The sequence below is a fragment of the Agrobacterium sp. CFBP 3001 genome (assembly GCF_027871605.1).
Taxonomy (GTDB): Bacteria; Pseudomonadota; Alphaproteobacteria; order Rhizobiales; family Rhizobiaceae; genus Agrobacterium; species Agrobacterium leguminum.
Window position 1 is genome coordinate 24,961 of sequence record NZ_JAQAHD010000006.1, and the last position, 25,788, is coordinate 50,748.

Here is a 25,788-nt window from a genome sequence, read left to right on the forward strand (position 1 = left end):
GACCTGGTTTCGATATATGATGCTGCCTGAAAAATGGGCCAAAATTTGAACCTGCGTCCATCTGCGGTGCAGGAACGATCCGTTCTACCAATTCGTACGGAAACGTACTCACTGTTTTCATGGGATTTTCCGCTGCTAATATGACCGCCGCAGGTTGATGGTTTTTCGAGCAAAGGGGCGACCGGGCGAACCGCTATGCTTGGATCAGATTTTCTTGTTTATAACCGATTGTTGAAGACCCTCGGCTCAGAACGCCTGTCGCAGCTTGCGTCGCGGCTGGAGCCCGTGGATCTGCCGACGGGACATCGGCTCGTTGCCGCTGGCAAGCCCATTTCTCATCTCTGTTTTATCGAAACCGGTCTTGCATCGACGGTCGTTCATGATGACGGCGGCAAAAGCATTGAAGCCGTGCTTGTTGGGCGAGAGGGCATCACCGGCTGGCCCGTTCTGCTAGGCGCGGAAACCACGCCGGACGAAACCGTCATGGGCGTGGGCGGTCGTGGCTTCCTGATTCCGGCCGCTGAAATACGCCGGGAAATGGAGGAAGACGCGCGCCTGCGTGAGCTTTTGCTGGGCTATATCAACATCTGCCTGCTTCAGGCCAGCCAGCTTGTGCTTGCAAATGGGCAATATGGTCTGCGGGAAAGGCTCGCACGCTGGCTGCTGATGTGTCATGACCGCCTCGATACGGATGATCTGCCGATTACCCATGAGTTTCTCTCCACCGTTCTTGGGGTGCGGCGGCCTGGCATTACCAACGAGCTGCATGTTCTCGAAGGCATTCATGCCATTCGCGCCAGCCGCGGAAATGTCCGCATTGTCAATCGCGGTATACTGGAAGACGTCGCCGACATGACCTATGGCGTCCCCGAAAGAGAATATGAAACACTGATGGCCCGTATGCGGACGGATGATGCCCTTTCAGTCCTTTCGGTCCAGCGCATCGCTGAAACGGACGACTTTCAGTAAGTCATGCTGCTTGTTACGGATAATGATGCATCCTTCGGAGATGTCACGCCCTTGCAGGATCGCCTCGCTCATCAAGGCGCGGGCGTCCTTGCGCGCCTCCTCGATCGCTTGGTCGAGGGAAGGGAGCTCGCTTCCTTCCGGGTCATCAAGGACGTTTTTACCGCTGATTACATTGAAGAAAAATCTTGGCATTGCGGGTCTTCCCAAGAAACGATGGTCGCCGCTGACGCATGGAGTGGCCTATCCCTAGCCAAACTGCCGCAAATATTGCGCCTGTTTTTCAAGCCGTGCGGCAAGTTCGGAAATGCTCATATTCGTCGCGCATAGATGGATGGCGCATTCCAGGAAGTGCAGGGATGAGCGTCGGAGAAAGTCCTGCTGCTGCTCATGCGCCATTCTGGAGATGCGATCGGTTTTTCCGGATTTATCCGTCATCTTCTGTTCCCTCGGTTTGAATTCCGGGTCGCCTAACCAGTGGAGCGTGCAATTGTTTCGAAAAAAATTCCGCTGTTGCCTCCCCGTCTTCGCGGAACATTGCCCCAGCAAAGTGGTTGGGGAGCGTTGAACCCAACCGGAGGCAATGATGACCAATAATTCTCCACGAGACGGTGCTCCCGGCACCACCGACCAATCGCCGCGATGGGAAGGGCCGAAGGAAAGCCGACCCAGAGGCTACATGAAACCCACGGACGACCCCGAGCACGATCGGGATGCTGTCGGCGAAAATCTCAAGGACCCGCGTAAGAAGCGTGTTTCCGATGCAATGAAAACCCGCGACGACCAATAGGCCAGCGGCTTGTCCGCTGCCACCCGACGACAGGAGGAATAAATGTCCACCTCGACGAAAACACCGGCAAGTATCCGGCAGGGCGGGCCGGGCTCTTCCCATGAAAACGCAAAGGCCCCCCTGGAGATCAAGAAACCTGCGGCAGACAATGACAAACGTTCAAAGAGCAGGGTTTCCGGGGGAGGGGGTGAGCGTGACAGTCACCACACCCATGACCCCGAACGAAAATAATGATCCGCCGGGAGAGAACGATGAAAAAGGCAAAAAAGAAAAAGAAGTGGTCTCAGAAGGTGACCAGGGAAAGCGATGCGCTCGATCTTGAGAAGGAGGTGTTCACCAAAGACGATCCCTCACAGATCGCGCGGTCGCTGAAAGCCTCGGCGGAACAATCCTCCAGGCGCAAGACCAGCCCTTTCCGGTCTGCAATGTCGATGCTGGTGTTTTACATCAACCGTGCTGGCCGGACGTTGCCCGGAAAACGCAAGGAAGTGCTGGAAGATGCGAAGGATGAGCTTCGCAAGGAATTCGGGAAATCGCGATAGACGCACGGGCACTCGCTTTTGGCACCTATAACGCGACGCGCGAAGGAGGGCTGGGGGCCGTGCAGCAGAAAATTGCTCCTCATGTAATATTAAGTCCCGGAACTCCTGTGACGCGCCATGCCCCCGGGAAACGCAGGATGACGACGCGGCGACATCAACAGGCGCGGCAGGGACGCCGTCGATCATCTCGCAGGGCCGCCGATCTCTGTGTGGAGGCGCTCATCGATTGCGTTCATTTGCTCGATTTCGGCGCGCTGGCCGCGGGAAATCTCCGCACAGAGTGCCATAAGTTCCGGATCGGTGATCTTCGCATTTCTGCACATGAGAATGGCGCCGGAATGATGGGGGACCATCGAAGCAATGAATTGTCGGTCGCCGATCAGGGTCTGGTTGCGCGTACCGGTTAAAGCCGCCACGAAGAGGAGGGCAAGACCGGCATGGAGAAAGAGGTTCAGCCGCTTGTTCGGATACATCCCACCCATCGTCGCGAGCATGAGGATGCCCATTGGCGCAACCATGGTTAGGGCCATGTAGACCATGTTGAGATTGTTCCGGAAGTCGCCCCAGCCGTCGATCATGGAGAACATGACGAGGTACATAACCACAAGGCTGAGGATCATGTTAACGGCGAAAGCCGCATAGGGATGGCCGGCGGCGTGGGCTTTCCCCTCATGATGGGCGCCGTGATTGTCGTACACCTGGTCCTCCCGTTGCCGCACAGCGGCTTGCCCCGGAGAGGAGTGCGGCCCTCCCCGGTGATGGTCTAATGGGTAGAGCCAGTCAAAACAGGCTCGGGGCCATAGGGCTAATGTGGCTGCACGCCTGACTGGCTGTGGGTCCCGCCGGGACGGGAGATCGCCGCCAATGCCTCGCCCACGCCGTTGCCGTCGGTTTCCACGGCGACATCGCAGAGGGACAGGATCCCCACCAGCTGCTTGTTGCGGTCGAGGACGGGAATACGGCGGATCTGCTGGTCGCCGAGATTGCCGCAGACATCTTCCACATCCTCGTCATCGAAGCAGTATTTCACTTCCCTGGACATGATGTCGCTCGCTTTGGTGTCCGGACCTTTGCCTTCGGCAACTGCGCGAATTGCGATATCCCGGTCGGTGAGCATTCCCACCAACTTTCCTTCCTTGCCGACCGGCAGGACACCGGCATCGATTTCCGCCATGATGCGGGCTGCTTCCTGAATGGTTTCTTCCGCATTCACGACACGCACATCATGCGTCATGACCTCCTGGACTTTCATCGCGGTAACTCCTTCTGACGGTAAATCCTTGCTGCGCACCCGCTTAGTGCTGGGCGTGCTGCTCATTGCGCTTGCGGGTGGCGGCGGCCTTTTTGGCGGAACTGGATCGCTCTGCCTTCGGTCTTGCAGCAGCGGCCTCGCCGCCTTTGCGGCCACCCTTTTCGGAAGAGGCGTGGTTCTCGGCATGACCGCGACCGGAGCCGGATTTCTTGCCGCCGCCGCTTTCCTTGTTCACGGTGGCCCAGGCACGCCGCTCGGCCTCTTTCTCGCCGACGCCGCGATCCTCATATCCTTCCTCGATATGCTCGGCCTTGCGCTTCTGTTTGTCCGTATAGGAAGACTTGTCGCCACGGGGCATCGTGCTTCTCCTCTTGGTTGAAGCGCCCCTAACTCCAGTGATCAAACGATGTTCCCGAGATAACCCAGTCTCCGGCGTTCTCGCTTCTTACCGTTGACAGGCCGACGGAGATCACGTGTTTCTGAAACAGGCCTCGGGCACCATTGACCGGCAACCGGCCTATTGGACCCAAACGCGTCTAATTGCGTCGAATGCCGCGATGATAGAAGGATCGCCCATACGCGCTTCCAGGCAGAGGAAACTCAAGGTCGTCGAGAGCTTCACATTGTCCGCGATGACCAGTCCATGAGACTGCTGTTCATGCAGGGCAATCGATTCCCGGCAAAGGCTTAGTCCGACCCCCGTGCGCGTCATGGCGATCATGGACGCTTCCTGGTCCACTTGGGCCACGATGTGTTGGCGAACGCCAAGTTTGGTGAACAGCCGGGCCAGCATCCGATTATGGACCGATGCGGGTGGCGTGCCGATCCATGGGAGGGAGGCAAGCTGTAACCAATCGGCCCCTCGCACAAAGCTTGCGAGCGATGGCGGAGCGACAACGCAATAGGTCAATTGGGCAAGTGAGCGAGCGTAGAAAAGCGATGCGGTATTCTCTCCAGTGACGTCGGGCGACGGGTCATAGTCCCGTGGGTCACCGAGATAGAAACCGGCGTCGAGCTCGTTGCGCTTGAGCCTCTCCGGCACATCACCGCTCATTCCGTGACGCAACGTTGTTTCTATACCCGGTCCGCTTTCAAGAAGCGCTTTCAGAAAGGCGCCCAGCCGTGTGAATTCAGGATCGATGATCGTGCCGATCCGCAATTTGCCTCGGACCCTCGTCGATAAATTACCGGCCGTCTGACCGAAGTCCGTCAGCGCCGCCAGCACTTGCTCGGCTTTTGCAGCCAACAGCGCACCTTCCTGTGTCAACTCCAAACCCGTCGAGGTTCGCCGGAACAGGGTCAGCCCGGTGTCGGTGGCCAAGCGTTTCAACTGAAGCGTCACCGCCGGCTGCGTGACGTGCAGTTGCTCGGCGGCTCGGGTGACGTTTCCTTCCCGCCCCACGGTAACAAACGCCCGTAATGTTCTCAGATCGATACCTTCCAGCATATTAATTTCACTTATAATGCTCGGTTGAATTTGTCATTGGATTTTACGAGCGAATGTTGGCTATGCATCTAATTAAAGCAGGGAGGGAGCATGGCATGCCACGGCAAAGTGTCCAATCTTATAATTATGTGGCGTTCCATCGCGATGGGGGTGCAACCCGATGAGGACTGGTGGTTCCGGAACTTTCCGCGACGTTTTTGACTACGTTATTGTTGGCGGTGGCTCCGCAGGCTGCCTCCTCGCCAATCGCCTCAGCCGTGACCCGTCAAAACGTGTTCTTTTGCTGGAAGCCGGCCGAAAGGACGATTATCCATGGATACATATCCCGGTCGGCTACCTCTATTGCATCGGCAATCCGCGCACAGACTGGCTTTATAAAACCGAGCCAGATGCCGGCCTGAACGGCCGTTCGCTGCGCTATCCCCGCGGCAAGACGCTTGGCGGCTGCTCATCGATCAACGGCATGATCTATATGCGTGGTCAGGCGCGCGATTTTGACGGGTGGGCAGCGGCAACCGGCGATGATGCCTGGTCCTGGCAAAATTGCCTGCCCGATTTCAAGGCGCATGAGGATCATTACCGGCTGGACGATGGCGCGGATCCGAAGACCGGCGACAACAGCCGGTTCTCCGACATGCATGGCCATGGCGGCGAATGGCGGATCGAGAAGCAGCGTCTGAAATGGGACATTCTCGAATCCTTCGCGGAGGCCGCCGTGGAAGCGGGCATTCAGCGTTCGGACGATTTCAACAGCGGCGACAATGAAGGTGTGGGCTATTTCGAGGTCAATCAGCGCTCCGGCTGGCGCTGGAACACGTCAAAGGCTTTCCTGCGCCCGGCGCGGAACCGTCCCAACCTGGCGATCTGGACGCAATCTCATGTCGAGCGGTTGATCCTTGTAAAAGAGGCGTCCGGTTGCAAACGGTGCATCGGTGTCATGGTTGAGCGCCACGGGCAGCGCGTGGAGGTTGGCGCGCGCGGAGAGGTTATTCTCTCTGCAGGTGCAATCGGATCACCGCAAATCCTGCAATTATCGGGCATCGGGCCCGCCGCACTGCTGAAGCGTCACGGCGTTGAGGTCGAACACGACCTGCCAGGTGTCGGTGAAAATCTTCAGGACCATCTGCAAATTCGTGCGGTCTTCAAGGTCGGTAATGCGAAAACGCTTAATACGCTCGCCAACAGCGTTTTGGGTAAAGCAATGATCGGGCTCGAATATGCGTTGAAACGCAGTGGTCCGATGAGCATGTCGCCCTCGCAACTCGGCGCCTTCACGCGTTCCGATGAAAGCCAGGCCCATGCCAATCTGGAGTATCACGTCCAGCCCCTCAGCCTCGACGCGTTCGGTGAGCCGCTGCACACTATTCCCGCCTTCACTGCCAGTGTTTGCAATCTGAACCCGACCAGCGTTGGAAGCGTGCGGATTCGCTCCGGCAAAGTGTCGGACGCGCCGGCAATTGCGCCGAACTATCTCAGCACCGAAGAAGACCGCGGGATAGCTGCCCAAAGCCTCCGCCAGGTGCGCAAAATCGTGTCGCAGCCAGCGCTGGCAAAATACCGGCCTGAGGAATGGAAGCCAGGTCCGCAGTTCCAGAGTGATGAGGAACTGGCGCGGCTTGCGGGCGATATCGCCAATACCATTTTCCATCCGGTGGGCACGACGAAAATGGGCCGCGATGACGATCCGACGGCAGTTGTCGACAGTCGCCTCAGGGTACGCGGATTTGCAGGCCTGCGCGTCGTGGACGCGGGCATCATGCCGAAGATCACAAGCGGCAACACCAACGCACCGACGCTTATGATTGCCGAAAAGGCGGCCGGCTGGATCATTGCCGACGCACACGCATAGAAAATTCTTGGGGAGGTTCAAAGAGATGACATCGACCGCACGGTCCACGCTTCCGCTTTCCGGCGTTCGGGTGGTTGATTTCGGGCAATATATTGCCGGCCCGGCGGTGGCCATGATCCTCGGCGATCTGGGTGCGACCGTCGTGCATATCGATCCCCCTGGCGGTCCGCTTTGGCAGAGCCCAGCCAATGCAACGCTCAATCGCAACAAAGCCATCGTCAACATCGATCTGAAGGTGCCTGAGGGCCGCAATCAGGCGTTGGCGCTCATCGCGGAAGCAGACATTGTCATCGAAAATTTTCGCCCGGGCAAACTTGCGGCGCTCGGAATAAATTTTTCAACGCTCCGGCAGGAACGGCCGGAGTTGATCACGCTTTCCATCCCCGGCTTTGCTTCGAACGACGAGGAAAGGCGTGAGCTGCGCGCCTATGAAAGCGTCATCGCGGCAAGCTCCGGCGTTTTTACGGATATGGGCCTCAATCGGGTGCTCATGGGCGTCAACCCGTCCTTCTCCCCGCTGCCGCTGGCCTCGGCCTATGGCGCCATGCTGGCGTCGTCTGCAACAGTCCTCGCCTTGCAGGCGCGTGAGCGCACTGGGCTTGGCGATCACATCGAGGTGCCGCTTGCCAGCGCCGTCATGGAAGGACTGTGCTACAACTCGATCAAGATCGAAGGGCTCCCGGATCGGTATATCACGCAGCGCGAGCAGGAAATCGCCCGCCGCCGGGCCGAAGGCCTGCCGATGAACCTGAGTTACGAGGATCTGCAGGAACTTCTGGATCCCTTTTACAGAAGCTACCTCTGCAAGGACGGGCGGATGTTTTACGTCGTCTGCCCCAGCCACAAGAACCACGCGAAGCGCTGCCTGCAAGCGCTCGGCATCTACGATGAACTCGTGGCCGACGGGCTGACGGAGGAGGAAGATACATATCTTCCGACTTCTGAATGGAAATCCGATGTATCGCTCGGCGTCTACCCTTTGCCCAAGTTCTGGGCCGACAAGATCGCGGCAAGAATGAAGGAGGTGTTCATCACGCGGACCGCAAAGGAGTGGGAGCGCATATTCGGGCGTGGCGGCTTTCCCGGCGCTCCGCAGCGCTGGCTGCAGGAATGGATCAACGACGACCACGCTGAGACGGCGGGTCTTATGATCGATGTCAAGGACCCGGAATATGGGACCATGATCCAGCCTGGGCCGGTCGTCTGGCTCGAGGAAAGCGGCGCTGAAGCGCTCTCTCCAATGCCCCGGCGGTGGGTCGAGTTTTCGACCGCGTTATCCCTGCTGAAGAATGAGAAGACCGAACTTCCACGCATAACCAATCCCGATGATCGCAGCGGTTGGCTACAGGGCGTTCGTGTGCTCGACCTTTGCAATGTGATCGCCGGTCCGCATTGTGTTTATTATCTGGCACGTTTCGGTGCCGAAGTGATCAAGCTTGATCCTGCCTCGCCTCTCTACGATTGCTGGAATACCGTGATTTTCGGTATGTCGCACATGCGCGGAAAACAATCGGCGCTCATCGACATAAAAGCGCCCGAGGGTAAAAAGGCGCTCGAGGCCCTGATAAAGTCGGTCGATGTCATCGTCTGGAATGCGCCCGACAATCAGATCTTCAACATGGGGCTTGATGCCGAGACGCTGAAAACAATCAACCCGGATGCCATTTTCTGTAAACTCGACTGCTTTAGCGGCGTGAGCCGTGGCCCGAGGACCGATTATGTCGGTTATGACGACCTGGTCCAGGCAGCGACCGGCATCATGCTCCGTTTCGGTGGCTCGATGCACGAACCGGAAGAACATGCGCATGTCGGTACGATCGACGTTATGTGCGGATTCGGCGGTGCACTGGGGGTCGCGGCGGCCCTTTACCAGAAACTGAAGACCGGTCGGGTTGGTCGCGGACGGACGTCTCTTTCTGCAAACAGCGGGCTCCTCCAGATTCCATTCTCCTATGACTATCGCGGTAGAAGTCTCTTCAACGAACCTGCCGGTCGGTACGTGGCGGGATATGATGCCCTGACCCGCTTTTATTATACCGCTTCCGGCGACTATCTGCTGTTCAGCTCAAATGAGCAGGATGTGCCAAAGCTTGACTGCCTGGACGACTTCAAAGGAATAGCCAGTCTGCCGAAAGACGAACGCGACGCATTTCTTTCCAGTATTTTTGCCGGCGATACCTCTCAATCGTGGTTGGAGAAGCTCCAACGGGAAGGTTTCGGAGCGGTGATTTGCGACAATATCGACGCGTTGCGATCCCGCTATTCACGGCAAGCCGACGGGACGAACGGTGTAGACAGAGGAAGTTATTCTTTCTCCATTTATGCAGACCATCCAAGCGGCCACGTTGTGACGCAGCTCGATCCCTGTGCCATTCGCCCCAGCCGCAGCTCGATCGTCTCTCCGCCGCCGGCGGAAAAATACGGTGCCTCAACCGTAAAGGTCCTCGAAGAGGTCGGCTATACGGAAAAAGAGATCGAGAAGCTGCTTGAGGACGGTGTTGCGAGCCAGAGCTGGAGCACGGAGTATCTGCCGAGCTGAAACCTCGAAGCTCGGTCGGAAACCGATAACGTTGTGGAAAATGGCAGGATTGCCCAGCGAGCTGATCAGGCCATGCGCAAGCATCCTGTCCCACGGTCGTCGAAGGTGACCTATGACAGGATTTGAAGAACCGAAGCGAAAAGCATGTTGCATCCCGCTATGCTATGTTCAGGTTCAACATGCTCTGCCTCGTTATGACTGAGACCGTCGCGGCACGGCACAAAAATCATGGCCGATGGTGCGACCCTGTTCATGAAAAGTGCATCGTGAAATGCGCCTGACAACATGCGTTCGGTCGAAAAACCGCGCTCCCGCGCGGCGCGGCCCAATGCCGAGACGATGCCATCCTGGAAATTCGCCGGCGGCATGTCGAATATCTGTCCAATCGTCGCTTCGCATTTTTGGTCCATCGCAGCGTCGTGCACGATCGCGCGGATTTTGCTCTCCATTTCGTCGAGTGTTTCTGATGAGGGATGTCTGATATCGACGGTGAAAGTCACGGATTGTGGAATGGCGTTCACGGCACCGGGCTGCAACGCCATTCGGCCAACGGTGAACCGGGCCGCAGGATCCAGCGGCATCATGGCGGGGAAAAGCGACCCCAGCGCATTGACCGCGGCATGAAAAGGATCGCGTCTATATGCTAGGGCTGTTGTGCCGGCATGAGCAGTCTGGCCGGTGATTGACACCTCCAGCCAGCGTGTACCCTGTATGCCCGTCACAATCCCGATGGGCACGCCCTGTTTTTCAAGGGATGGACCCTGCTCTATATGTACCTCGACAAAAGCAAAGACCGGAAAACCAAGATCGCGCATGGTCGCTTCCGGCAGGCTTTTTAGGGTGGCGTCAAGCTCACCGGCAAAACCGGCGCCGTCATCCGTTGCCGCAAGATGAAGCCAGTTTTCGGGGATATTACCGGAAGCAAAAGCCATGGAGCCCATGCAGCCGGGAGCGAAGCGGCAGCCTTCCTCATTGGTGAAGGCGACCACCTCAATGGGGCGCTCCGTATCTATTCCGAAATCTTCGAGCGTTTCGAGAACCTCGAATGCCGAAAGCGTTCCCAGTGCTCCATCAAACCGGCCGCCTGACGGCTGGCTATCCAGATGGCTGCCGATCAGAAGCGGTGCAAGGCTCTCGTCGCGGCCACTCCTCCGAATGAAAAGATTGGCAAGGGGATCCTGAAACACGGAAAACCCCCGATCAATGGCGAGTTTCGCCAGCAGTCGTCTCGCCTCACGATCCAGTGCGGTCAGCGCCTGCCGGTTGACGCCGCCCTTTTCAGTCGCGCCGATCGCCGCAAATCGATCGAGATTTGCCAGCAGTCTTTCGCCGTTGATCGAAAGTTTTGCCATTGCTGTCTCCTTTTCAGCCGTCGAGGCCGGGCTGAGCCGCTGCAACGAAAGAACGTACCCGGGACAGTTCGACCGGGTTCCACCAGACGCCGCCTTCCTTCAGCGATGACGCCACGATTACGCCATTGGTGCGTTTGAGGATTTCGATAATATTGCCTTCGTTGACCCCTGAGCCGACCAGAAGCGGCAGATGCGTGGCCGCGCCGATCTCCTCGATCTCTTCAAGAGACGCGCTGTTTCCGGTCCGCTGGCCTGTCGCTATGACGGCATCGGCGTCGAAGAAGGCGAGATCGCGCGTCAGTTCATCAATGCTGCGATCCGCGGTGATGGCGTGGGCGCCGTGCTTCACATGGCTGTCGGCAAAAACCTTGATGTGCTCCGCCCTTAGCAATGAACGGTAGCGCATCGCCTCGGCTGCACGTCCCTCCATGAAACCCTCATTGGCCACATAGGCGTTTGCCCATTGATTGACGCGGATAAATTTCGCCCCGCCCGCCATGGCGATTGCAAGGGCAGGGATGGGAGCATTGGCCAGCACATTGATACCAACGGGCACGCCGACGGCGCGAACGATGCGGTCCGTCACCACGCTCATGAAGGCTGAGGTTTCCGGTCCGATATCATCTGGTTTGGAGAAGGGAACGTCACCGTGGTTTTCGACGATCAGACCGTGCATGCCGCCTTCAACAAGGCGTTCGGCGTCGCGCATGCACGCATCGTAGATCGCATCCATGCTTGCGTTCCGATAACGCGGCGCTCCGGGAAAGGCCGGGCAATGTATCATGCCGATCAGCGCCTTGTTGCGACCGAAAATTTCCTTGATAGCATTGGCCGCGTTGTCGGATATGGTCTGCATTTCAGTCCCTTTCGAAAGTTTTCCATGCGTGCCTTTGTTGTCGGCAATATCGCACTTGATGAAACCTATTCCATTGCCGCACTGCCGGATGCGGGCGCTTCAATCTTTGGCGAGCAGGCCTCGCGCAGTCTCGGTGGCAAAGGCTGCAACCAGGCCATTGTTCTTTCGAGATGCGGTGTCGAAACCACGCTCGTCGCCGCCGTCGGCAGCGATGAGCGTGCGATTGCGATCGAAAAGGCACTCACCCGCGAGCGCCTGACACCAAAGCTCATTTCCGTCGATAGCCCCACCAGCGATATCTCCATCATCCTGACCACCCCCGACGGTGAAAACTCGATCATCACTACCCGTTCGGCAGCGGCAGCGCTCGATCAGAAAGCTGCCTTGGACGCCCTTGCCGTCGCCGTCTCCGGTGACCTCCTCGTTTTGCAGGGCAATCTTTCGGAAGAAACGACCCTTGCCATTCTCAATGCGGCGAGATCGAAGGGACTAAAGACGGCTTTCAATCCGTCGCCGCTTCAGCCCTGGTTTGCAAGCGTCCTGCCGTTCATCGATATCGCCGTCCTCAACCGCCTCGAGGCCGAGGCGCTGACGGGTGAGAGAGGGTCCGATGCCGGAGCGTGCCTGCTGCGCGCCGGTGTCGGCCTCGTCATCGTCACGCTCGGCGGACAAGGCTGTGCGCTCGTGTCCGCCGAAGGCGCTATCGAGGTGCCGGCTGCGCCCGCCACAATCGTCGACACCACGGGCGCCGGCGATTGCTTCACGGGTGTTGCGCTCGCCTCCGCCATGCTTCGCGGCGTCGCCGTGGACGCGCGTGCCCTTGAGGATGCCTCAAGGGCCGCAGCCATCACGGTTGGCCGTCGGGGCACGCAGGATGCCTTTCCCAGTCGTCAAGAACTGATGACCATTTTGCAGGCGTAGCCGCTCTGGTCACGGCTTTTCCGTCAGCCAGCCGAGAATGTTCTTCCACAGCCGCCCATAGCCATCCCATTCGCAGAAGGCTGGAGAAAGCCAGTGCGGACCAATGTCGGATGTCCATGCGGCCGTGCGGCCCTTGCCGAACCGACCGGTGACGAGCAGCGGATGGGAACCCTGATCTTCCGGCAGACGTGCAACCACCTCGACATCGGCGCGGTCACGCACCTCAACCTCGTTCACCCCCAGCAGAAGTGGCCATTCGCCGGAAAGGCCTGCCACGGTTGGATGGTCGGGTTTCAAAATATCGGCCGTCGAGCCCTCAGGAATTTCCACGCGATCGTCCCATGGAAGGCAGGTGACGGGCAACGTATCTTCCACCGGCGTGCGGCGCCAGCGGGCCTTACCATCAATACCCTGAAAGGAAAAATAGCCGCCGACCATCAGCAGGCCGCCGCCCTTTTCCACCCATGCCTTGATGAGCTTCAACCGGTTCGGCACGGTTTTGGACTGCAGCCAGACGGCCGGCGGCAGCAGAAGCGAATTTGCACCGATATCCGAGAGAATGATGACGTCATAGGTATCTAACCCCGCCATCTCGAAGGGAAATTTTTCCACCGCATCATGGGCGGTCATGTAAGTCAGCTCATATTCGCTGCCCTCTAGCGCTTTCACCAGCGGTTCGGCACCGAGGTGAAACGTCACGCTGCCAAATTGATCGAAGCCCTTGTAGTGGGTGGCGGAGCTGACCCAGCTTTCACCGACGAGGAGCACTTTTTTTGTCATGATCTTTCCATTTCCATAGGTTCGTCAGGTCTTTGCCTGGAAGACCGAGCGCGGATTATCCCGCATGAGGGTTTGAAGAGTGGCGTCGCTGAGGCCATGCCGCTTCAGCCGCGGCAGGAAATGCCTGAGGATATAGGCGTAGCCATTGCCGCCATACCGCGTCAGCATCATTTTCAGGAAGACGTCGTGAGACAGCAGAATGCGGTCGAGGTAACCGCCCTCCGCCAGCGTGACAATCGAACGGGCGGCATCCTCGTCGCTGGGGCATTGCACCTGCTGGTCGGCGTAGAAAAAATCCATACCGATCATGTCATATTCGATGAAGGCGCGGCGATCTGCGAGTTCGCTCTGGTAGGTGATATCCGCGTGGGACGGGTTCATGTGACAAAGAACCGTATGGTTTAGATCGGCGCCTTCATCCGCGACGATGTCGAGAACCCTGTGTCCCAGCCGAAGCCATCCCGGCAAATGAACCATCAGGGGAAGGCCGGTGCGGACCTGCGCCTGCGCCGCTCCCCGCAGGGACTTTTCCTCCGCTGCCGTGAAATCCGCGGAAACACCGATTTCGCCGATCAGGCCGATGCGAACATCGGTCCCATCGACACCGTGGAGCGCCTCGTGCACGATTTCGTCGGCTATGGCTTCGACGGTCAGCCCCGCCACCTTTTCGGGGTGGGAGGATGCAAGGTAATAACCAGCGCCCATGACGATGTTGAGCCCCGTCGCCTGTGAAATCCGTCGCAGCGCCAGCGGATTTCTGCCGATACCCTGACAGGTCGGCTCCACGACAGTCTGTCCCCCCGCCCTGGCGAAATCCTTCAGTTCCGCAATCGCCAGCGGCTCGTCATCGAGCGTGATATTGTGCTTGTTGACGAAGGGATCCTGACGCAGCTCGCTCAGGATTTCCATGCAGACGAAGCCTTCGGCGAGATATTGCCGCTCCGGCGTCCTGGGGGCGTGCCACCAGCATCGGCAATCGTTGAGGATGTGCTCGTGCATCAGGGTGACGCCAAGCTGGTCCGCAGCGATTACGCCTTGCACGGTCATGATCTTTCCCGACCGGATATGCCCTTCTGACAGTTCCGTGGTCATCGCATCATCTCTTTCTCTTCGCGCCGAGGCGGAAGTTGGCGGTGAAGATGCGTGTGTTGAGCCAGATTGCTGCGAGAATGATGGCGCCCGTCACGATCTGGGTGAAGAAGGGAGAGATGTGCATGAGGATGAGACCGTTGCCTATCACGGCGATTGTCATGGTGCCCAGAACCGTGCCGAGAATGGTGCCTCGGCCGCCCATCAGTGAAGTTCCGCCCAGCACCACAGCCGCAACCACCTGAAGCTCGAAACCGACGGCCGCATTCGACGATCCGGACCCCAGCCGTGCTGCAATCATGAGGCCGGCGATGGCCGAGGCCACGCCCGCAGCCAGATAGACCGACGCTAGAATCCATTTTGCGGGCATTCCCACACGGCGCGCCGCTTCCGGATTGGAGCCGACAGCCACCACGCGACGACCATATCGGGTGCTGGAAAGCACGATATAGGCTATCACGGTAACGACGACGCCGATCAGGGCAGGAACGGGCATGCCGAGGAAATCACCCCTGCCGAGGTAAAAGAAACCGGGCGCTTCCGGTATCGGCACGGAATAGCCCTGCGTGATATAGAGGGCAACGCCGCGCAGGATGGAGAGGCCTGCAAGCGTCACGATGAAGGCTGGAATACCCTGATAGGCAATGAACCAGCCCTGCACGAGGCCGAGCCCGCCGCCGAGCACGAGCATGGCGACGACAACCAGCGGCCAGGGGTAACCGGCTGCAAGCAGGATCGCCCCGACGGCATTGATCAGGGCGACCATGGAGCCGACGGACAGATCGATACCGCCGGTGATGATGACGAATGTCATTGCGACTGAGACGATCAGGATGGGCGCGGCCTGACGGACCACGTTCAGAAGATTGCCGGCCGTCAGAAACGTATCCGTGGTTGCGGAGAAGAACACCATGCAGAGGGCAAAAAAGGCGGCGATGGAAAGCACTTGCGCATTTTCGGCGAAAAAGTCCGAAAGCGGCGAGCCTTTGGCGCGTTCAGTATAGACGGTCAATGACGTTGCCCTCCCACGATCAGCCGCACGAGGTCTTCGAGGCTGGTATCGTTGATCTGGCGTTCCGCCACCTTGGTGCCCTCATACATGACGGCGATACGGTCGCAGACCCGGAAGAGATCCTGAAGCCGGTGGGTGATGAGAATAACCGACACGCCCTTTGCCTTGACGCGATTGATGAGCGAAAGCACGGCTTCCACCTCCGCAACGGCAAGCGCCGATGTCGGCTCGTCCATGATCAGGACTTTCGGATTGAAGGAGGCCGCCCGCGCAATGGCGATTGCCTGTCGCTGGCCGCCGGACAGTTTCTCCACCTTGGAGGTGAGGCGTGGAATGCGGATTTCCAGTGCATCCAGCATCTTGCGAGCTTCTGAAAGCATGGTCGGCCGGTCGAGAAACGGACCTTTGGTAATTTCGCGCCCGAGGAAGAGATTGCCCACGACATCGATATGGTCACACAGGCTCAGATCCTGAAAGACCATTTCGATGTTACGGTTGCGGGCATCGGCAGGGCCGGAGAAGCGAATGGCTTCCCCTTCCATTGTGATCGTGCCTTCATCAGGGATATAGGTGCCGGAAATCACCTTGGTGAGGGTGGATTTACCGGCCGCATTGTCGCCGACGAGGCCGAGGCATTCGCCGGGAAAGATATCCAGATCGACGCCGCGAAGCGCCTGATGCGAGCCAAAGGTCTTTCGGATATTGCGCAGGGAGATACGCGCTTCACGATCGGGCTGCCGGGAGAGAAGATCTCCCCCGGCGCCGTCGACAGCGCCTGTGTGCTGTCCGGCCGCAATCATTTGAAGACCGCACGGTAGGGTTCGACATTGGCCTTGGTGACGATGGTAACCGGCACGGCAATGGTCTTTTCCACGGTGCCGCCATCGGAGACGGTCTTGAGGGCCTTGACCGCCGCTGCACCCATGGCGGAAGGATCCTGCTGGATGACGCCTGCGACATAACCGGCGTCAATGCCAGCGATGGCCTGTTTGGTCAGGTCCCAACCGAAAACCTTGATGTCTTTCTGTTTACTCTGGCTTTCAACCGCAGCGACTGCGCCGAGAAGAGCCGGTTCACCGGTGGCGTAGATGGCGGTCATGTCCGGATTGCCGGTGATGAGGTTTTCCGCGGCCGAAAGTGCGGTATCCTGAACGTTCTGGCCATCGACAACGCCGGCGGCGGTGATGCCGGACTTGTCCTTGATGGTGTCTTCAAAGCCCTTCTGGCGGATGTTCTGGATGAAAGAGTTTAGCGCACCGACGACGCCGATCTTGGCTTTGCCGCCCATGTCGGACTTCACGTAGTCAAGGAAGAATTTTCCCATGTCGGCGCCCGCTTTGCCGTTATCAACGCCGATCTGCGCCTTCTGCGGACCTTCCGGCAAGATGGCGTCAATGGCGACAACGGGAATATTGGCGGCGGCCGCCTGCTTTACGGCCGGCATGATGCCGTTGACGTCGATGGCGACCACGGCAATGCCGTCCACCTTCTGCTGGATATAGGTTTCAATCGCGCTGTTCTGAGCGGCGGGGTCATTGTTGGCGTTAAAGATCACCAGCTTGACGCCGGCTTCCTTGGCGGCTTTCTCCGCGCCTTCATTCATCTGGTTAAAAAACAGCGCCTGCTGGTTGATCTGAACCAGGGCGATCGTCTTTTCGGCGGCGTTGGCAAGACCAGCAGACAAAGTCGCGCCGGCAAGGACGGTCGCAGCCAGAGCTGCGGAAAAATATCGACGTTTGAAATTCAGCATTATCGTTCTTCCTCTGTTGGTTTCGTTGCTTTTTATTAGATCGCGGGCGGCGCAACGGATTCACGCACGACGATTTCGACGGGCAAGAGCTCCTCTGACAGCAAAGGAGGTTCTTGGTCCCAATTGGTTTCGAGCAAAAGCGACAGGGCGCGTTGGCCAATGGCGCTGACAGGCTGGCGAATGGCGGTGAGCGGCGGCGCAAAAAGATGCAGCGGCCCGACGTCGTCGAAACCTATCATCGACACGTCCTGCGGGATGCGCACGCCTTCGGAACGCAGAACCTCGACAAATCCGATGGCGATTTCGTCCGAACTGGCGAAAACCGCCGTTGCCGGTCGCCCCTCATCCAGAAAGCGGCGCGCGGCAGCCCGGCCAAATTCCACGGTATAGGCGCCGCAATATCTGGAAATCGAAAGCTCTGCCTCCGCCACACGCTCGGTGAGAGCAGATTTGAGGCCGCGAAAACGACGCTCCGTACTGATCATGTCCTCTGGTCCCCCGACATAAAGGACACGTTTATGCCCATGCATAGCCAGATGCGCGCCCGCCAGGCGACCACCCTGCTCATTGTCGCAGAAGAGTTTCGGCACGGTGGCGCCGGGCACGTCTTCATCGACCACCACCACCTTGCCGGTGGTATTGATCAGCTCCGCCAGTTCGTCGGTATTGGGGTGGTTCGTGATGAAAACGAGCCCATCCACATGATTGCGGGCAAGCAGACGAAGATACGACAATTCCCGACCCGTACGGTTCAGCGTGGCGAAAAGCGAGAGGGCAAGTCCTCGCCTGTCGGCTTCTTCTTCGACGGCCGCAACGAGCATGCCGAAAAACGGGTTTCCAATATCAGGAACGACAAGGCCGATCGTGTCCGAGCGCCCTCGGCTCAACCGTCTGGCATGGGGATTGGGCACGTAATTGAGTTCACGGATAGCGGCCTCGATGCGCGCTTTCGTTTCTGGCGGCAGCTCCAGCGTGCCGTTCAGAAGCCGCGATACGGTCGCAACTGAAACGCCTGCCGCCAAGGCGACATCTTTGAGGCTGGTCGCATGGTTCCGCGCCATCACACTCCCGCTTTCTGTTCCACTCTATCGGGTCTTTTCGACCTCTATCCGGTTTGTAAAGCGATTTACTAAACCGGTTTACAAAGAAGTCTAAAAGCTCGGCCGAGTCAACACGGTTTTATAACCTCTTTAAAATTTGTCTGTTTCACCGGAGCCGGATCGAAGTGGAGATAAGGCGGCGCTTACCTTTGCCTACCAAGCATCTTCGTAGATTCTGGCGGCATCGGACAGCAGCACCGTCCGTGGATTGTTAACCAGCAGGCGGGTCTGTTCCATCGCACTTTCCGCCAGCAAGGCAAGCCCGTCTTTTGGTATCCCAACATCTCTCAGTCTCACCGGCAGGTTCAGGCGCCCGGGGAGCAAGGCCAGCCCTTCCAGGAAGCCGGCAAGTCGGCCGGACCTGTCGGCAGACTCCAGCTGAGGAAAAAGACATGGCGCCAATTCCGCATAGGCATCCCCGCACACCGTTGCGTTGAAACGCAACACATGTGGCAGGACCAGGCTGTTGGAGAGCCCGTGCGGAACATGATAGAGGCCGCCAATCGGGTAGGCGAGAGCATGAACGGCCGCAACCGGCGAATTGGCAAAGGCCTGACCGGCCAGCATCGCACCCAGCAGCATGGCCTGTCTGGCAACCATCTCGGCCCCGTTATTCACGGCGATCTCGATATTCGCTCCAAGAAGCCGGAGCGCCTCTTTGGCAAGGGTGCGGGAAACAGGATTGTTGTTCGCACTGGCGGAGGTGAACGCCTCGATGGCGTGGACCATGGCGTCAATTCCCGTCGCCGCCGTCACCGCTGGAGGAAGGCCGACGGTCAGGCTTGCGTCGAGGATCGCCGCATCCGGCAGCAGGGTTGGCGACACCACGCCCTTTTTCTGATGTGCATCCGTGGTAACGATGGAAATCGGCGTGACTTCCGATCCGGTACCTGCCGTCGTCGGCACCAGCACGAGGGGCAGGCGTTCCCCGGTCACCTTGCCGACGCCGTAAATATCGCCGAGTGCTTCACCGCTCCTGGCCAGCAGGGCCACGAGTTTCGCGACATCGAGCGATGAGCCGCCACCGATGCCCAGTATGCCGGTGGCACCGAAATCGATTGCACGCGCTACAGCGTCGTGGATGACGGTTTCCGGAGGATCCGCGACAACGCCGGTGAAGATCGATGTTTCGGCTCCGCCCTCCGAAAGGCTCGCAAGGGCGGGTTGAGCAAGCCCAGCCCTGACGACGCCATCGTCTGAAATTACCAGAACACGCGACCCGAGCCCGGTCTTCAGCTCCGAAAGCCTTGCGATACTGCCGGGGCCTGCGATTATCTGCGAGACAGTCGCGAATGTGAACGTGGACATCTTGTCGGTCTCTCATTGATGCCATTTGACGAGAGGCTGATAGTGATGTGGTTGACGCATGACGACAAGATCCTTTCGCCGGACAATGTTCGTCGGATAGGGTGTATCGAGGTTGGTGGTAGAAAGCGGTTCCGCCCGGGTGTGGGGAGCCTCAAGCCCGGTCAGCGACAGTTCCGGGAAAACCAGAATGTCCGGCGCTGTCGTCGCCTTTGCTTCTGTGGCCAGTGCGGTGATGCGGGCGATGTTGTCTGCGACCACGGAGGAGGGGCGAACTGCGCAACGGCCGCGCGCGATTTGCGCCCGCGCGGGATCGGTCTGTACGGGTTCACCGAAATCAAGGGCATTGTCGGCTTCGGAGATTGACCGTTACGACCCATCCCGTATCCGTGACGCGTTCATCGGGACTCGCCTCGAAATCGGGAAGCGTTAAACCTTCATCCCCATCGCGCCGTGCCGACAGCGATAACAGGGCCGGTTGCCTGACCAGTCGGCGAGCCGCCGAAAGGTTCGACGCTGATCGCGAAGGTGGTGCCTTCGGTGATGCTGTTGCGCATGTCGGCGGGGATTATAAGATCGCCATTCGTGCCGGGCTGGAAGACGCCGAGCGAGCGGGTCTTGCCGCCATCCATCACCAGCCACAGTTCCAGCGATTTTTCGTCGGTCTTGCCGGTTGCGACAGGCACAATGTGCATCCGTCCGGATTCCGCATCGTAGGAGGCGAGGAGATTAACCTGGCTGTCGGTCGTTGCAAGTTCGGCCACCAACGGAGTGGCGCCCTGCCATTTTTCGGGGAAGGCGGCGTAAACGATGGCGGCCACGGCGGTTGCGCTGGTGGCAACCGAGATCCAGCGCCAGAAGGACGCGGAATTCCAGAGGCTGCCATTGGTATTGACGGTCCTGCCGCCGAACAGGCGTTCTTCGATACGCGCAAGAACAGCGGCGCTCGGTGCCTGCTCCTGGTAATCGGCATTGAAGTCGGAAAATTCCGCCTCCCAGCGCTGCACCAGCTGTGCGAAGGCCGCGTCGTCCTGCATGCGTCGTTCCAGTTCACGGCGCTTTTCGAGCGGCAGCACGCCCAGGACATATTCACCGGCGAGGATGTCGTCGTGCGAATGCTTGCCGCCGCTCTGTTCGCCCGTTGTCATCGCTGCATGCACTCTCTGAGTTTGAGAAGACTGCGTCGCAGCCAGGTTCTGACCGTGTTGAGCGGCACGCGCAATTCTTCTGCGAGTTCGAGATAGCTCAAGCCCTCGACATAGGCCCGACGCACCGCCTGCGCGTGTACGGTCTCAAGCTCGCGCATGCAGGCTTCGATCCTGCGGCCTTCATCGGCGAGAACGATCTGCTGCTCAGGATCGCGGGCGCTCTCGTCGGCAAGATCGTAGGCTTCTTCGATGTCGTCGGTTATGGGCTTGCGGGCGCGGATCGTGTCTATTGCATGATTGCGGGCAATGGCGGCAAGCCATGTGGCGGGTTTGCCGGCGCTGGCGGCAAATGTCCGGGCCCGCTGCCAGACCTTGATATAGATTTCCTGCAGCGCCTCCTCGGCTTCCGTTCTGTCACGCAGGATTTTCAGGCAGATCGCGAAAAGCTTCGGACTGGTTGCCTGATAAAGCGAGACGAATGCTGAACGATCACCCATGCCGACGCGGTTAATAAGGCTTGCGATCTCTGTGCCCTGCATTCGAACCTTCCTTGCTGCGCCTCCTTTATAGGATCGTATTTCGCAGGAAGACAAGAGATGCATGCTCATGCTGCGAACCTGGCAACGACTGGGCCGCAGGGTTATCGCACTTAAGCGGCCGGTAAGAGGGGATGTCGTCATCACAGGCCCGTCGGATTTTCCAGCGGGCCGACCAGCCGCACCGTGAGGAAATAGCCGATTGTAGCCGCTGCCGCGGAGACGAAGGTTCCCCATAGAAGATCGGCGACGGTCAGGGTCGTGGACCAGCTTTTGAGCGTCGCCTGATTGGTCAGGTCGTAAGTGGCATAGGCCATGAAGCCGACCACTGCGCCATAGAGCAGCGCGGTCGTCCATTCTCCTGTCTGAAAGGCCGGGCGAACCGCAAGAAAGGTCAGGCCGGCGGCATAGATGAGGTAAAAGACGACCGCCGGAGCAAGCCGAAAGTTTTCTGCCAGAAGATCGCCGATGGCCGGGCGGTAAAGGCGCGACGCCATCGTGCTCAACCAGATGAAATCAACCACCAGAAAGGCGACGAGGGTAAAAAGGTAGGCTGCGACATAGGTTTTCATTGGTGTTTTCCTTTGCAGGGCATCGATAAGGGAGCGACGATGGCGGGCGAAGCAACGTGTAGATGTGGCTAGTTGATCCTTGTCCAATTTATGCCTTTGCACAGCAGACCGGCGACGATACAGCCTTTCGTGGTCATGCCGTTGCCGTTTATTGTCACTGTTATCCTGTAGGATTTATCCCGCTGGGGGTCGAAAGCGGTGCCGGAATAGCTGCCTGCCTCTGTCTGCTTTATGTCCATGATCAGCCGGTCCCCGGCCTTTTCCTTCGGGGTGCCCGGCTTGATCCAGGTGTTTGTGGCACAGATATTTTCACCGCAGGGCGCAATCAGTACTTTCGCCTTGCCGTCTCCGCGTGCCCAGTTGCCGTCGATATCGGCCGCCGTCGCGCTGGACGCGGCCAGCAGTGGCCATAGGACGGAAGCAACCGTTAATCTGTTGATCATCATTGTCTCTCTCCGCAGTTTGGTCCCGCCTTATCTGTGTTCGATCGTGTAGAAGCCCACATTTATGCTCCCTTCGGCAAAGCCCGCCTCGCAATAGCAAAGGTAATAATCCCAAAGCCGTCGAAAGCGGTCATCGAAGCCGAGCAGGGAAATCGCCTGCCACCGCGCATGAAAACGCTGGCGCCACTCGGCGAGCGTGAGCGCGTAGGACTGGCCGAAAAGTTCCTTATCGGTGAGCTTAAGGCCGGTTTTGTCGACCGCTTTTTCGAGCGCGGCATCTGAGGGCAGAAAGCCGCCGGGAAAGACGTATTTCTGAATGAAATCCGCTTTGCGCCGATATGTATCGAAGCGGCTTTCTTCAATCGAAATGATTTGCAGCACCGCACTGCCGCCCGGTTTCAGGCATCTTTTCAGCGTTTCGAAATAGCTCGGCCAATAGGCCTCGCCGACTGCTTCGAACATCTCGACGGAGACAATCCTGTCGAATTGGCCGTTCAGGTCGCGGTAATCCTGCAGCCTCAGATCGATGCGGTCTGTGCTGCCGGCTTTTTCCACCGCATTTTTTGCCCATTTTAACTGGGAGGGGGAGAGAGTGATGCCGGTGACGTTGGCTTTGGCCTGCGTGGCAAGGTGAATGGCGAGTGCGCCCCAGCCGCAGCCGATCTCCAATATGTTCTCGCCGCCGCTCAATTGCAGTTTATCGACGATACGTTCCAGTTTTTTCAGTTGTGCGGCTTCGAGCGTAGACGTCGTGTCATCGAAAATCGCCGAAGAATACAGCATGGAGGGATCAAGCCACTGCCGGTAAAACTCGTTGCCGAGATCATAATGCGCTTCGATATTGCGGCGGCTGCCGCGTCTGGTATTGGCATTCAACCCGTGCGCAGTGCGGTTGAGAAGGCGCATCGGCAGGCTGCCGCGCATTGACCTTGCGAACGCCTCGCGATTTTGGGCCGCAAAGCGGATCAGCGCCGTCAGATCTGGTGTGGTCCAGTCGCCTTCGATGAAACCCTCGGCAAAGCCGATGTCGCCGTTCAGCAGCATTCGCCGGATCGCGCGCCAGCTATGCAGGACAAGGATCGCCTCGCTGCCATTCGTTGCGCCGGATCTTTCAATGATGCCGCCGCCGGGAAGAATGACATGTAATCTTCCCCTGTCGATATTGCTCAACAGCCGGTTGATGAGCCACATGCCTGGGCTGATGCGGTCGTTCAGGCGCGTATTCTTCGCCGATAATTCCGTGAGATTGTCAAACGGGGTCATGAATTTTGGCCTCGATTTGCGACGATGAAGGATGATGGAAGGAGACTGGACCGGCAGGCGGCAGCGGCCGTTTTCTGAACTGCACGCCTTTCAGCCAAATTTTCAGGGCCTCCCAATGAATGCCCAGAATGACCTTGAGCGTCAGGAGGGGAATGGCGAAGAAAGCTTTCAGAAGCGCACCGTCCGTCAATTCGACACGCCGGGCCAGATGCCGGGCGGTCAGGATCAGGCCGTCCTTGTCGAAAGTATCGATGACGATTTTCAGCCTGTCGCCCGGCGGGGCGACGCGGAAAACATAGTGGAGATCCATGTCCATGAATGGAGAGACATAAAAGGCCTTGTCGCATTGCTGGACGATCTCGGTCGATTTGCCGGCTTCCACCGGGATCAGGTATGAGTGTCTCTCGCCAAACGTGTTGTCCACCTCCCAGAGGATAGCTTTGAGCGACAAGTCGCGCCCGTAGCAGAAGAAGACACTGAGTGGGTTGAAGGCCCACCCAAGCAGGCGCGGCATGGTGAGCAGACGTATCGGGCCTCCGTCCACTGCCATGCCTGCCGCCGTCATGGCTGCCTCGATCTGCTGGCGCAGCCCGATGGCGCTGCGGTTGCCGCGGTCCCTGCTGTGAAACGAGAACAGGTTGAACCGGTCTACGGAGAAAAATCGCAATTTCCGGTCGAGCACGTTCAACTCATCGAGGTCGAGGAGCAGCGAATAAATCCGGTAGGCGAGCTTATGGGTTTTCGGCTTCAAGCGCGCATGCGTTACATGGCCGGGAAAAAGCGCCGAGGTGAGGGGAGGCGTCATGCCATCGCCTCCATGATTTCCGTGTCTGTCGCAATCGTCGCCAAATCCAGGCGGATGATCCGGCCGTTGTCGTCAGCAACCTTCCATGGACGGGATACGCCGCCAAGATCTTCGGCGACGGCAAGGCCGGCCTGAAGACCATCTTCATGAAAACCGGATCCGAAATAAGCGCCGCAGAACCAGGTGTTTCGCAGACCCTGCAGGGCCCATAGCTCCTGACGCGCCTGTTCGGTGCCAGCATCAAAAACCGGATGGTGATAGGTTTCCTCGGCGATGATTTTTCCTTGATCCGGTTCTCGCTCCGGGTTCAGCGTTACGAAAATGTCCGGGGTTTCACCCAGCGGCTGAAGTCTGTTCATCCAGTAGGTAATGCTCGGCAGGCTCGTTTTAATGCGCGTGTCGGCCACATAGTTCCAGCTTGACCAGGCAGCGCGGCGGCGCGGCATGAAACGGCTGTCGGTGTGAAGCACGGCGCGGTTTTGGGTGTAGGCAAAAGCGCCAAGAATGCGCCGTTCGGTGCGTGTTGCATCGGCGAGCATGTCGAGCGCCTGATCCGCATGGGTTGCTATCACCACATCATCGAAGCGCACGGCTTTGCCGTCCGCAGTGGTGATTTCGACGCCGTCCGGCAGGCGGTGGATGCGCTTCACCGGCGTCGAGAGGAGAATTCGATCTGCAAACGGCGCCGTAATGCGTTTCACATATTCGCGCGAGCCACCGACGACTGTGCGCCAGACCGGCCGATTGCGCAGCAACAGCAGGCCGTGATTGCGGCAGAATTTGATGAAATGCGCCGCCGGATAACGGCCGACCTCCATGGCCGGCGTGGACCAGATGGCCGCAGCCATGGGGTAAAGATGATCGTCGCGGAACGCTGAACCGTACCGGTTGCGGGTGAGATATTCGTCGAGAGACAGATCGCCCATCAAATGCAGGTCGCGCGGGGCATTGCGGTAAAAGCGCAAAAGGTCAGCAAGCATCGCCCAGAAACGTGGCCTCAGGATGTTGGACTTCTGGGCCAGCAGGCCGGGGCCCGTTCCGCCGGAATATTCGAAACCGCCATCATTCAGAGAAACGGCGAAAGACATGTTCGAAGCTGCGGTCGCCACGCCCAGTTGCTTAAAAAGCGCCGTGAGATTGGGGTAGGTCTGCTCGTTATAGACAATGAATCCGGTATCGACATGGACTTGTCCGCGGTCTGTGCTGAACGTCACCGTATTGGTGTGGCCTCCGATGCGGTCAGCCGCTTCGAAAACAGTTACATCGTGTCGTTGCGACAAAAGCCAGGCCGCCGACAGACCGGAAATTCCCGTTCCGACGACGGCGATGCGGCGGCTTTGTTCTTTTTTCGCTTCGGTGTCGACCATTTTTCCTCGCTATCGCGCTGCCAATCCAGTCCTGGGGACCGCGACATGTACGAGGAGGCCGCCCGATCAGTTTCACCGGCGCACCGATTTTTTGAAATTTTGTC

Annotated in this window: 29 protein-coding genes and 1 pseudogene; 7 read left to right on the plus strand and 23 right to left on the minus strand. The window is 58.6% G+C overall.

Annotated elements, in window-relative coordinates; translation table 11 throughout:
- Positions 1–195 precede the first annotated feature (195 nt).
- Positions 196–969, plus strand: coding sequence for a Crp/Fnr family transcriptional regulator (locus PH605_RS09990; RefSeq protein ID WP_142844987.1), 774 nt, complete (start codon positions 196–198; stop codon positions 967–969).
- On the opposite strand, the gene PH605_RS09995 is transcribed toward PH605_RS09990, so the two are convergent.
- Complete coding sequence (locus tag PH605_RS09995) at positions 922–1,161, minus strand: DUF6894 family protein (RefSeq protein ID WP_078051592.1); 240 nt, start codon at positions 1,159–1,161, stop codon at positions 922–924. The genes PH605_RS09990 and PH605_RS09995 overlap by 48 nt on opposite strands.
- A gap of 54 nt (positions 1,162–1,215) precedes the next feature.
- A complete protein-coding gene (locus tag PH605_RS10000) occupies positions 1,216–1,560 on the minus strand; it encodes a hypothetical protein (RefSeq protein ID WP_223215547.1) in 345 nt (114 codons plus the stop codon).
- Between PH605_RS10000 and PH605_RS10005 the strand changes: the two genes are divergently transcribed.
- Genes PH605_RS10005 through PH605_RS10015 form a run of 3 tightly spaced genes read left to right on the plus strand, consistent with a single transcriptional unit; the run spans position 1,553 to position 2,298 of the window.
- On the plus strand, positions 1,553–1,756 hold the full coding sequence (locus PH605_RS10005) for a hypothetical protein (RefSeq protein WP_035237037.1): 204 nt from the start codon (positions 1,553–1,555) through the stop codon (positions 1,754–1,756). The genes PH605_RS10000 and PH605_RS10005 overlap by 8 nt on opposite strands.
- Positions 1,757–1,798: 42 nt before the next feature.
- The gene (locus tag PH605_RS10010) at positions 1,799–1,987 is read left to right on the plus strand and encodes a hypothetical protein (protein WP_078051594.1); all 189 of its coding nucleotides are present in this window, start codon (positions 1,799–1,801) and stop codon (positions 1,985–1,987) included.
- Between the two features lie 20 nt (positions 1,988–2,007).
- Entirely contained in the window at positions 2,008–2,298 is a 291-nt protein-coding gene (locus tag PH605_RS10015) for a DUF3175 domain-containing protein (RefSeq protein WP_174044809.1), read from the plus strand.
- Positions 2,299–2,480: 182 nt separating this feature from the next.
- On the opposite strand, the gene PH605_RS10020 is transcribed toward PH605_RS10015, so the two are convergent.
- From PH605_RS10020 to PH605_RS10035, 4 genes are all read right to left on the minus strand, one after another.
- On the minus strand, positions 2,481–2,996 hold the full coding sequence (locus tag PH605_RS10020; RefSeq protein ID WP_080857094.1) for a DUF305 domain-containing protein: 516 nt from the start codon (positions 2,994–2,996) through the stop codon (positions 2,481–2,483).
- A gap of 107 nt (positions 2,997–3,103) precedes the next feature.
- Positions 3,104–3,550, minus strand: a complete 447-nt coding sequence (locus tag PH605_RS10025) for a CBS domain-containing protein (RefSeq protein WP_142844986.1) — start codon at positions 3,548–3,550, stop codon at positions 3,104–3,106.
- 43 nt (positions 3,551–3,593) lie between these two features.
- Positions 3,594–3,908: a plasmid stabilization protein gene (locus PH605_RS10030; RefSeq protein ID WP_104679587.1), complete on the minus strand. Its 315-nt coding sequence runs from the start codon at positions 3,906–3,908 to the stop codon at positions 3,594–3,596.
- Between the two features lie 159 nt (positions 3,909–4,067).
- A complete protein-coding gene (locus PH605_RS10035) occupies positions 4,068–4,997 on the minus strand; it encodes a LysR family transcriptional regulator (protein ID WP_080856778.1) in 930 nt (309 codons plus the stop codon).
- 160 nt (positions 4,998–5,157) lie between these two features.
- Between PH605_RS10035 and PH605_RS10040 the strand changes: the two genes are divergently transcribed.
- Together PH605_RS10040 and PH605_RS10045 are read left to right on the plus strand one after the other, a co-directional pair.
- Positions 5,158–6,846 carry a GMC family oxidoreductase gene (locus tag PH605_RS10040; protein ID WP_142844985.1) on the plus strand — a complete coding sequence of 563 codons (1,689 nt, stop codon included), beginning with the start codon at positions 5,158–5,160 and terminating at the stop codon, positions 6,844–6,846.
- A 25-nt stretch (positions 6,847–6,871) separates the two neighbouring features.
- Positions 6,872–9,385, plus strand: coding sequence for a CoA transferase (locus PH605_RS10045; protein ID WP_142844984.1), 2,514 nt, complete (start codon positions 6,872–6,874; stop codon positions 9,383–9,385).
- Positions 9,386–9,495: 110 nt separating this feature from the next.
- Here the strand turns inward: PH605_RS10045 and PH605_RS10050 are convergent, their stop codons facing one another.
- Both PH605_RS10050 and PH605_RS10055 read right to left on the minus strand, forming a co-directional pair.
- On the minus strand, positions 9,496–10,737 hold the full coding sequence (locus PH605_RS10050; RefSeq protein WP_142844983.1) for a Zn-dependent hydrolase: 1,242 nt from the start codon (positions 10,735–10,737) through the stop codon (positions 9,496–9,498).
- Between the two features lie 13 nt (positions 10,738–10,750).
- Positions 10,751–11,593 carry a BtpA/SgcQ family protein gene (locus PH605_RS10055; protein ID WP_078051602.1) on the minus strand — a complete coding sequence of 281 codons (843 nt, stop codon included), beginning with the start codon at positions 11,591–11,593 and terminating at the stop codon, positions 10,751–10,753.
- Positions 11,594–11,617: 24 nt separating this feature from the next.
- On the opposite strand from PH605_RS10055, the gene PH605_RS10060 reads away from it, so the two are divergent.
- Positions 11,618–12,514, plus strand: coding sequence for a ribokinase (locus tag PH605_RS10060; RefSeq protein WP_142844982.1), 897 nt, complete (start codon positions 11,618–11,620; stop codon positions 12,512–12,514).
- A 9-nt stretch (positions 12,515–12,523) separates the two neighbouring features.
- Here the strand turns inward: PH605_RS10060 and PH605_RS10065 are convergent, their stop codons facing one another.
- The 15 genes and pseudogenes from PH605_RS10065 to PH605_RS10135 all read right to left on the minus strand — a co-directional run bounded on the left by PH605_RS10065 (position 12,524) and on the right by PH605_RS10135 (position 25,684).
- Positions 12,524–13,294, minus strand: coding sequence for a glutamine amidotransferase (locus PH605_RS10065; protein WP_065656265.1), 771 nt, complete (start codon positions 13,292–13,294; stop codon positions 12,524–12,526).
- A 24-nt stretch (positions 13,295–13,318) separates the two neighbouring features.
- On the minus strand, positions 13,319–14,386 hold the full coding sequence (locus tag PH605_RS10070) for a phosphotriesterase family protein (protein WP_142844981.1): 1,068 nt from the start codon (positions 14,384–14,386) through the stop codon (positions 13,319–13,321).
- Between the two features lie 4 nt (positions 14,387–14,390).
- On the minus strand, positions 14,391–15,395 hold the full coding sequence (locus PH605_RS10075) for an ABC transporter permease (protein ID WP_125145414.1): 1,005 nt from the start codon (positions 15,393–15,395) through the stop codon (positions 14,391–14,393).
- Positions 15,392–16,195 (minus strand): ATP-binding cassette domain-containing protein, encoded by an 804-nt coding sequence (locus PH605_RS10080; RefSeq protein ID WP_065656268.1) that lies wholly within the window; start codon positions 16,193–16,195, stop codon positions 15,392–15,394. The genes PH605_RS10075 and PH605_RS10080 overlap by 4 nt, the downstream gene beginning before the upstream one ends.
- Complete coding sequence (locus PH605_RS10085; protein WP_065656269.1) at positions 16,192–17,145, minus strand: ABC transporter substrate-binding protein; 954 nt, start codon at positions 17,143–17,145, stop codon at positions 16,192–16,194. The genes PH605_RS10080 and PH605_RS10085 overlap by 4 nt, the downstream gene beginning before the upstream one ends.
- Positions 17,146–17,180: 35 nt before the next feature.
- A complete protein-coding gene (locus PH605_RS10090) occupies positions 17,181–18,206 on the minus strand; it encodes a LacI family DNA-binding transcriptional regulator (protein ID WP_078051606.1) in 1,026 nt (341 codons plus the stop codon).
- Between the two features lie 192 nt (positions 18,207–18,398).
- Positions 18,399–19,553 (minus strand): iron-containing alcohol dehydrogenase, encoded by a 1,155-nt coding sequence (locus tag PH605_RS10095; protein ID WP_142844980.1) that lies wholly within the window; start codon positions 19,551–19,553, stop codon positions 18,399–18,401.
- Between the two features lie 12 nt (positions 19,554–19,565).
- A pseudogene (locus PH605_RS10100) lies at positions 19,566–19,873 on the minus strand (hypothetical protein); the annotation flags it as partial.
- Between the two features lie 114 nt (positions 19,874–19,987).
- Positions 19,988–20,698, minus strand: a complete 711-nt coding sequence (locus PH605_RS10105; protein ID WP_065656273.1) for an anti-sigma factor — start codon at positions 20,696–20,698, stop codon at positions 19,988–19,990.
- Positions 20,695–21,237, minus strand: coding sequence for a sigma-70 family RNA polymerase sigma factor (locus PH605_RS10110; protein ID WP_065656274.1), 543 nt, complete (start codon positions 21,235–21,237; stop codon positions 20,695–20,697). Before PH605_RS10110 ends, PH605_RS10105 begins: the two co-directional genes overlap by 4 nt.
- Before the next feature lie 140 nt (positions 21,238–21,377).
- A complete protein-coding gene (locus tag PH605_RS10115) occupies positions 21,378–21,806 on the minus strand; it encodes a DUF2177 family protein (RefSeq protein WP_142844979.1) in 429 nt (142 codons plus the stop codon).
- A gap of 68 nt (positions 21,807–21,874) precedes the next feature.
- Positions 21,875–22,252: a DUF2147 domain-containing protein gene (locus PH605_RS10120; RefSeq protein ID WP_125145416.1), complete on the minus strand. Its 378-nt coding sequence runs from the start codon at positions 22,250–22,252 to the stop codon at positions 21,875–21,877.
- A gap of 27 nt (positions 22,253–22,279) precedes the next feature.
- Positions 22,280–23,512, minus strand: a complete 1,233-nt coding sequence (locus tag PH605_RS10125) for an SAM-dependent methyltransferase (protein ID WP_142844978.1) — start codon at positions 23,510–23,512, stop codon at positions 22,280–22,282.
- Positions 23,499–24,317 (minus strand): DUF1365 domain-containing protein, encoded by an 819-nt coding sequence (locus tag PH605_RS10130; protein ID WP_142844977.1) that lies wholly within the window; start codon positions 24,315–24,317, stop codon positions 23,499–23,501. Before PH605_RS10130 ends, PH605_RS10125 begins: the two co-directional genes overlap by 14 nt.
- Positions 24,314–25,684: an NAD(P)/FAD-dependent oxidoreductase gene (locus tag PH605_RS10135; RefSeq protein WP_142844976.1), complete on the minus strand. Its 1,371-nt coding sequence runs from the start codon at positions 25,682–25,684 to the stop codon at positions 24,314–24,316. Before PH605_RS10135 ends, PH605_RS10130 begins: the two co-directional genes overlap by 4 nt.
- Positions 25,685–25,788 lie beyond the last annotated feature (104 nt).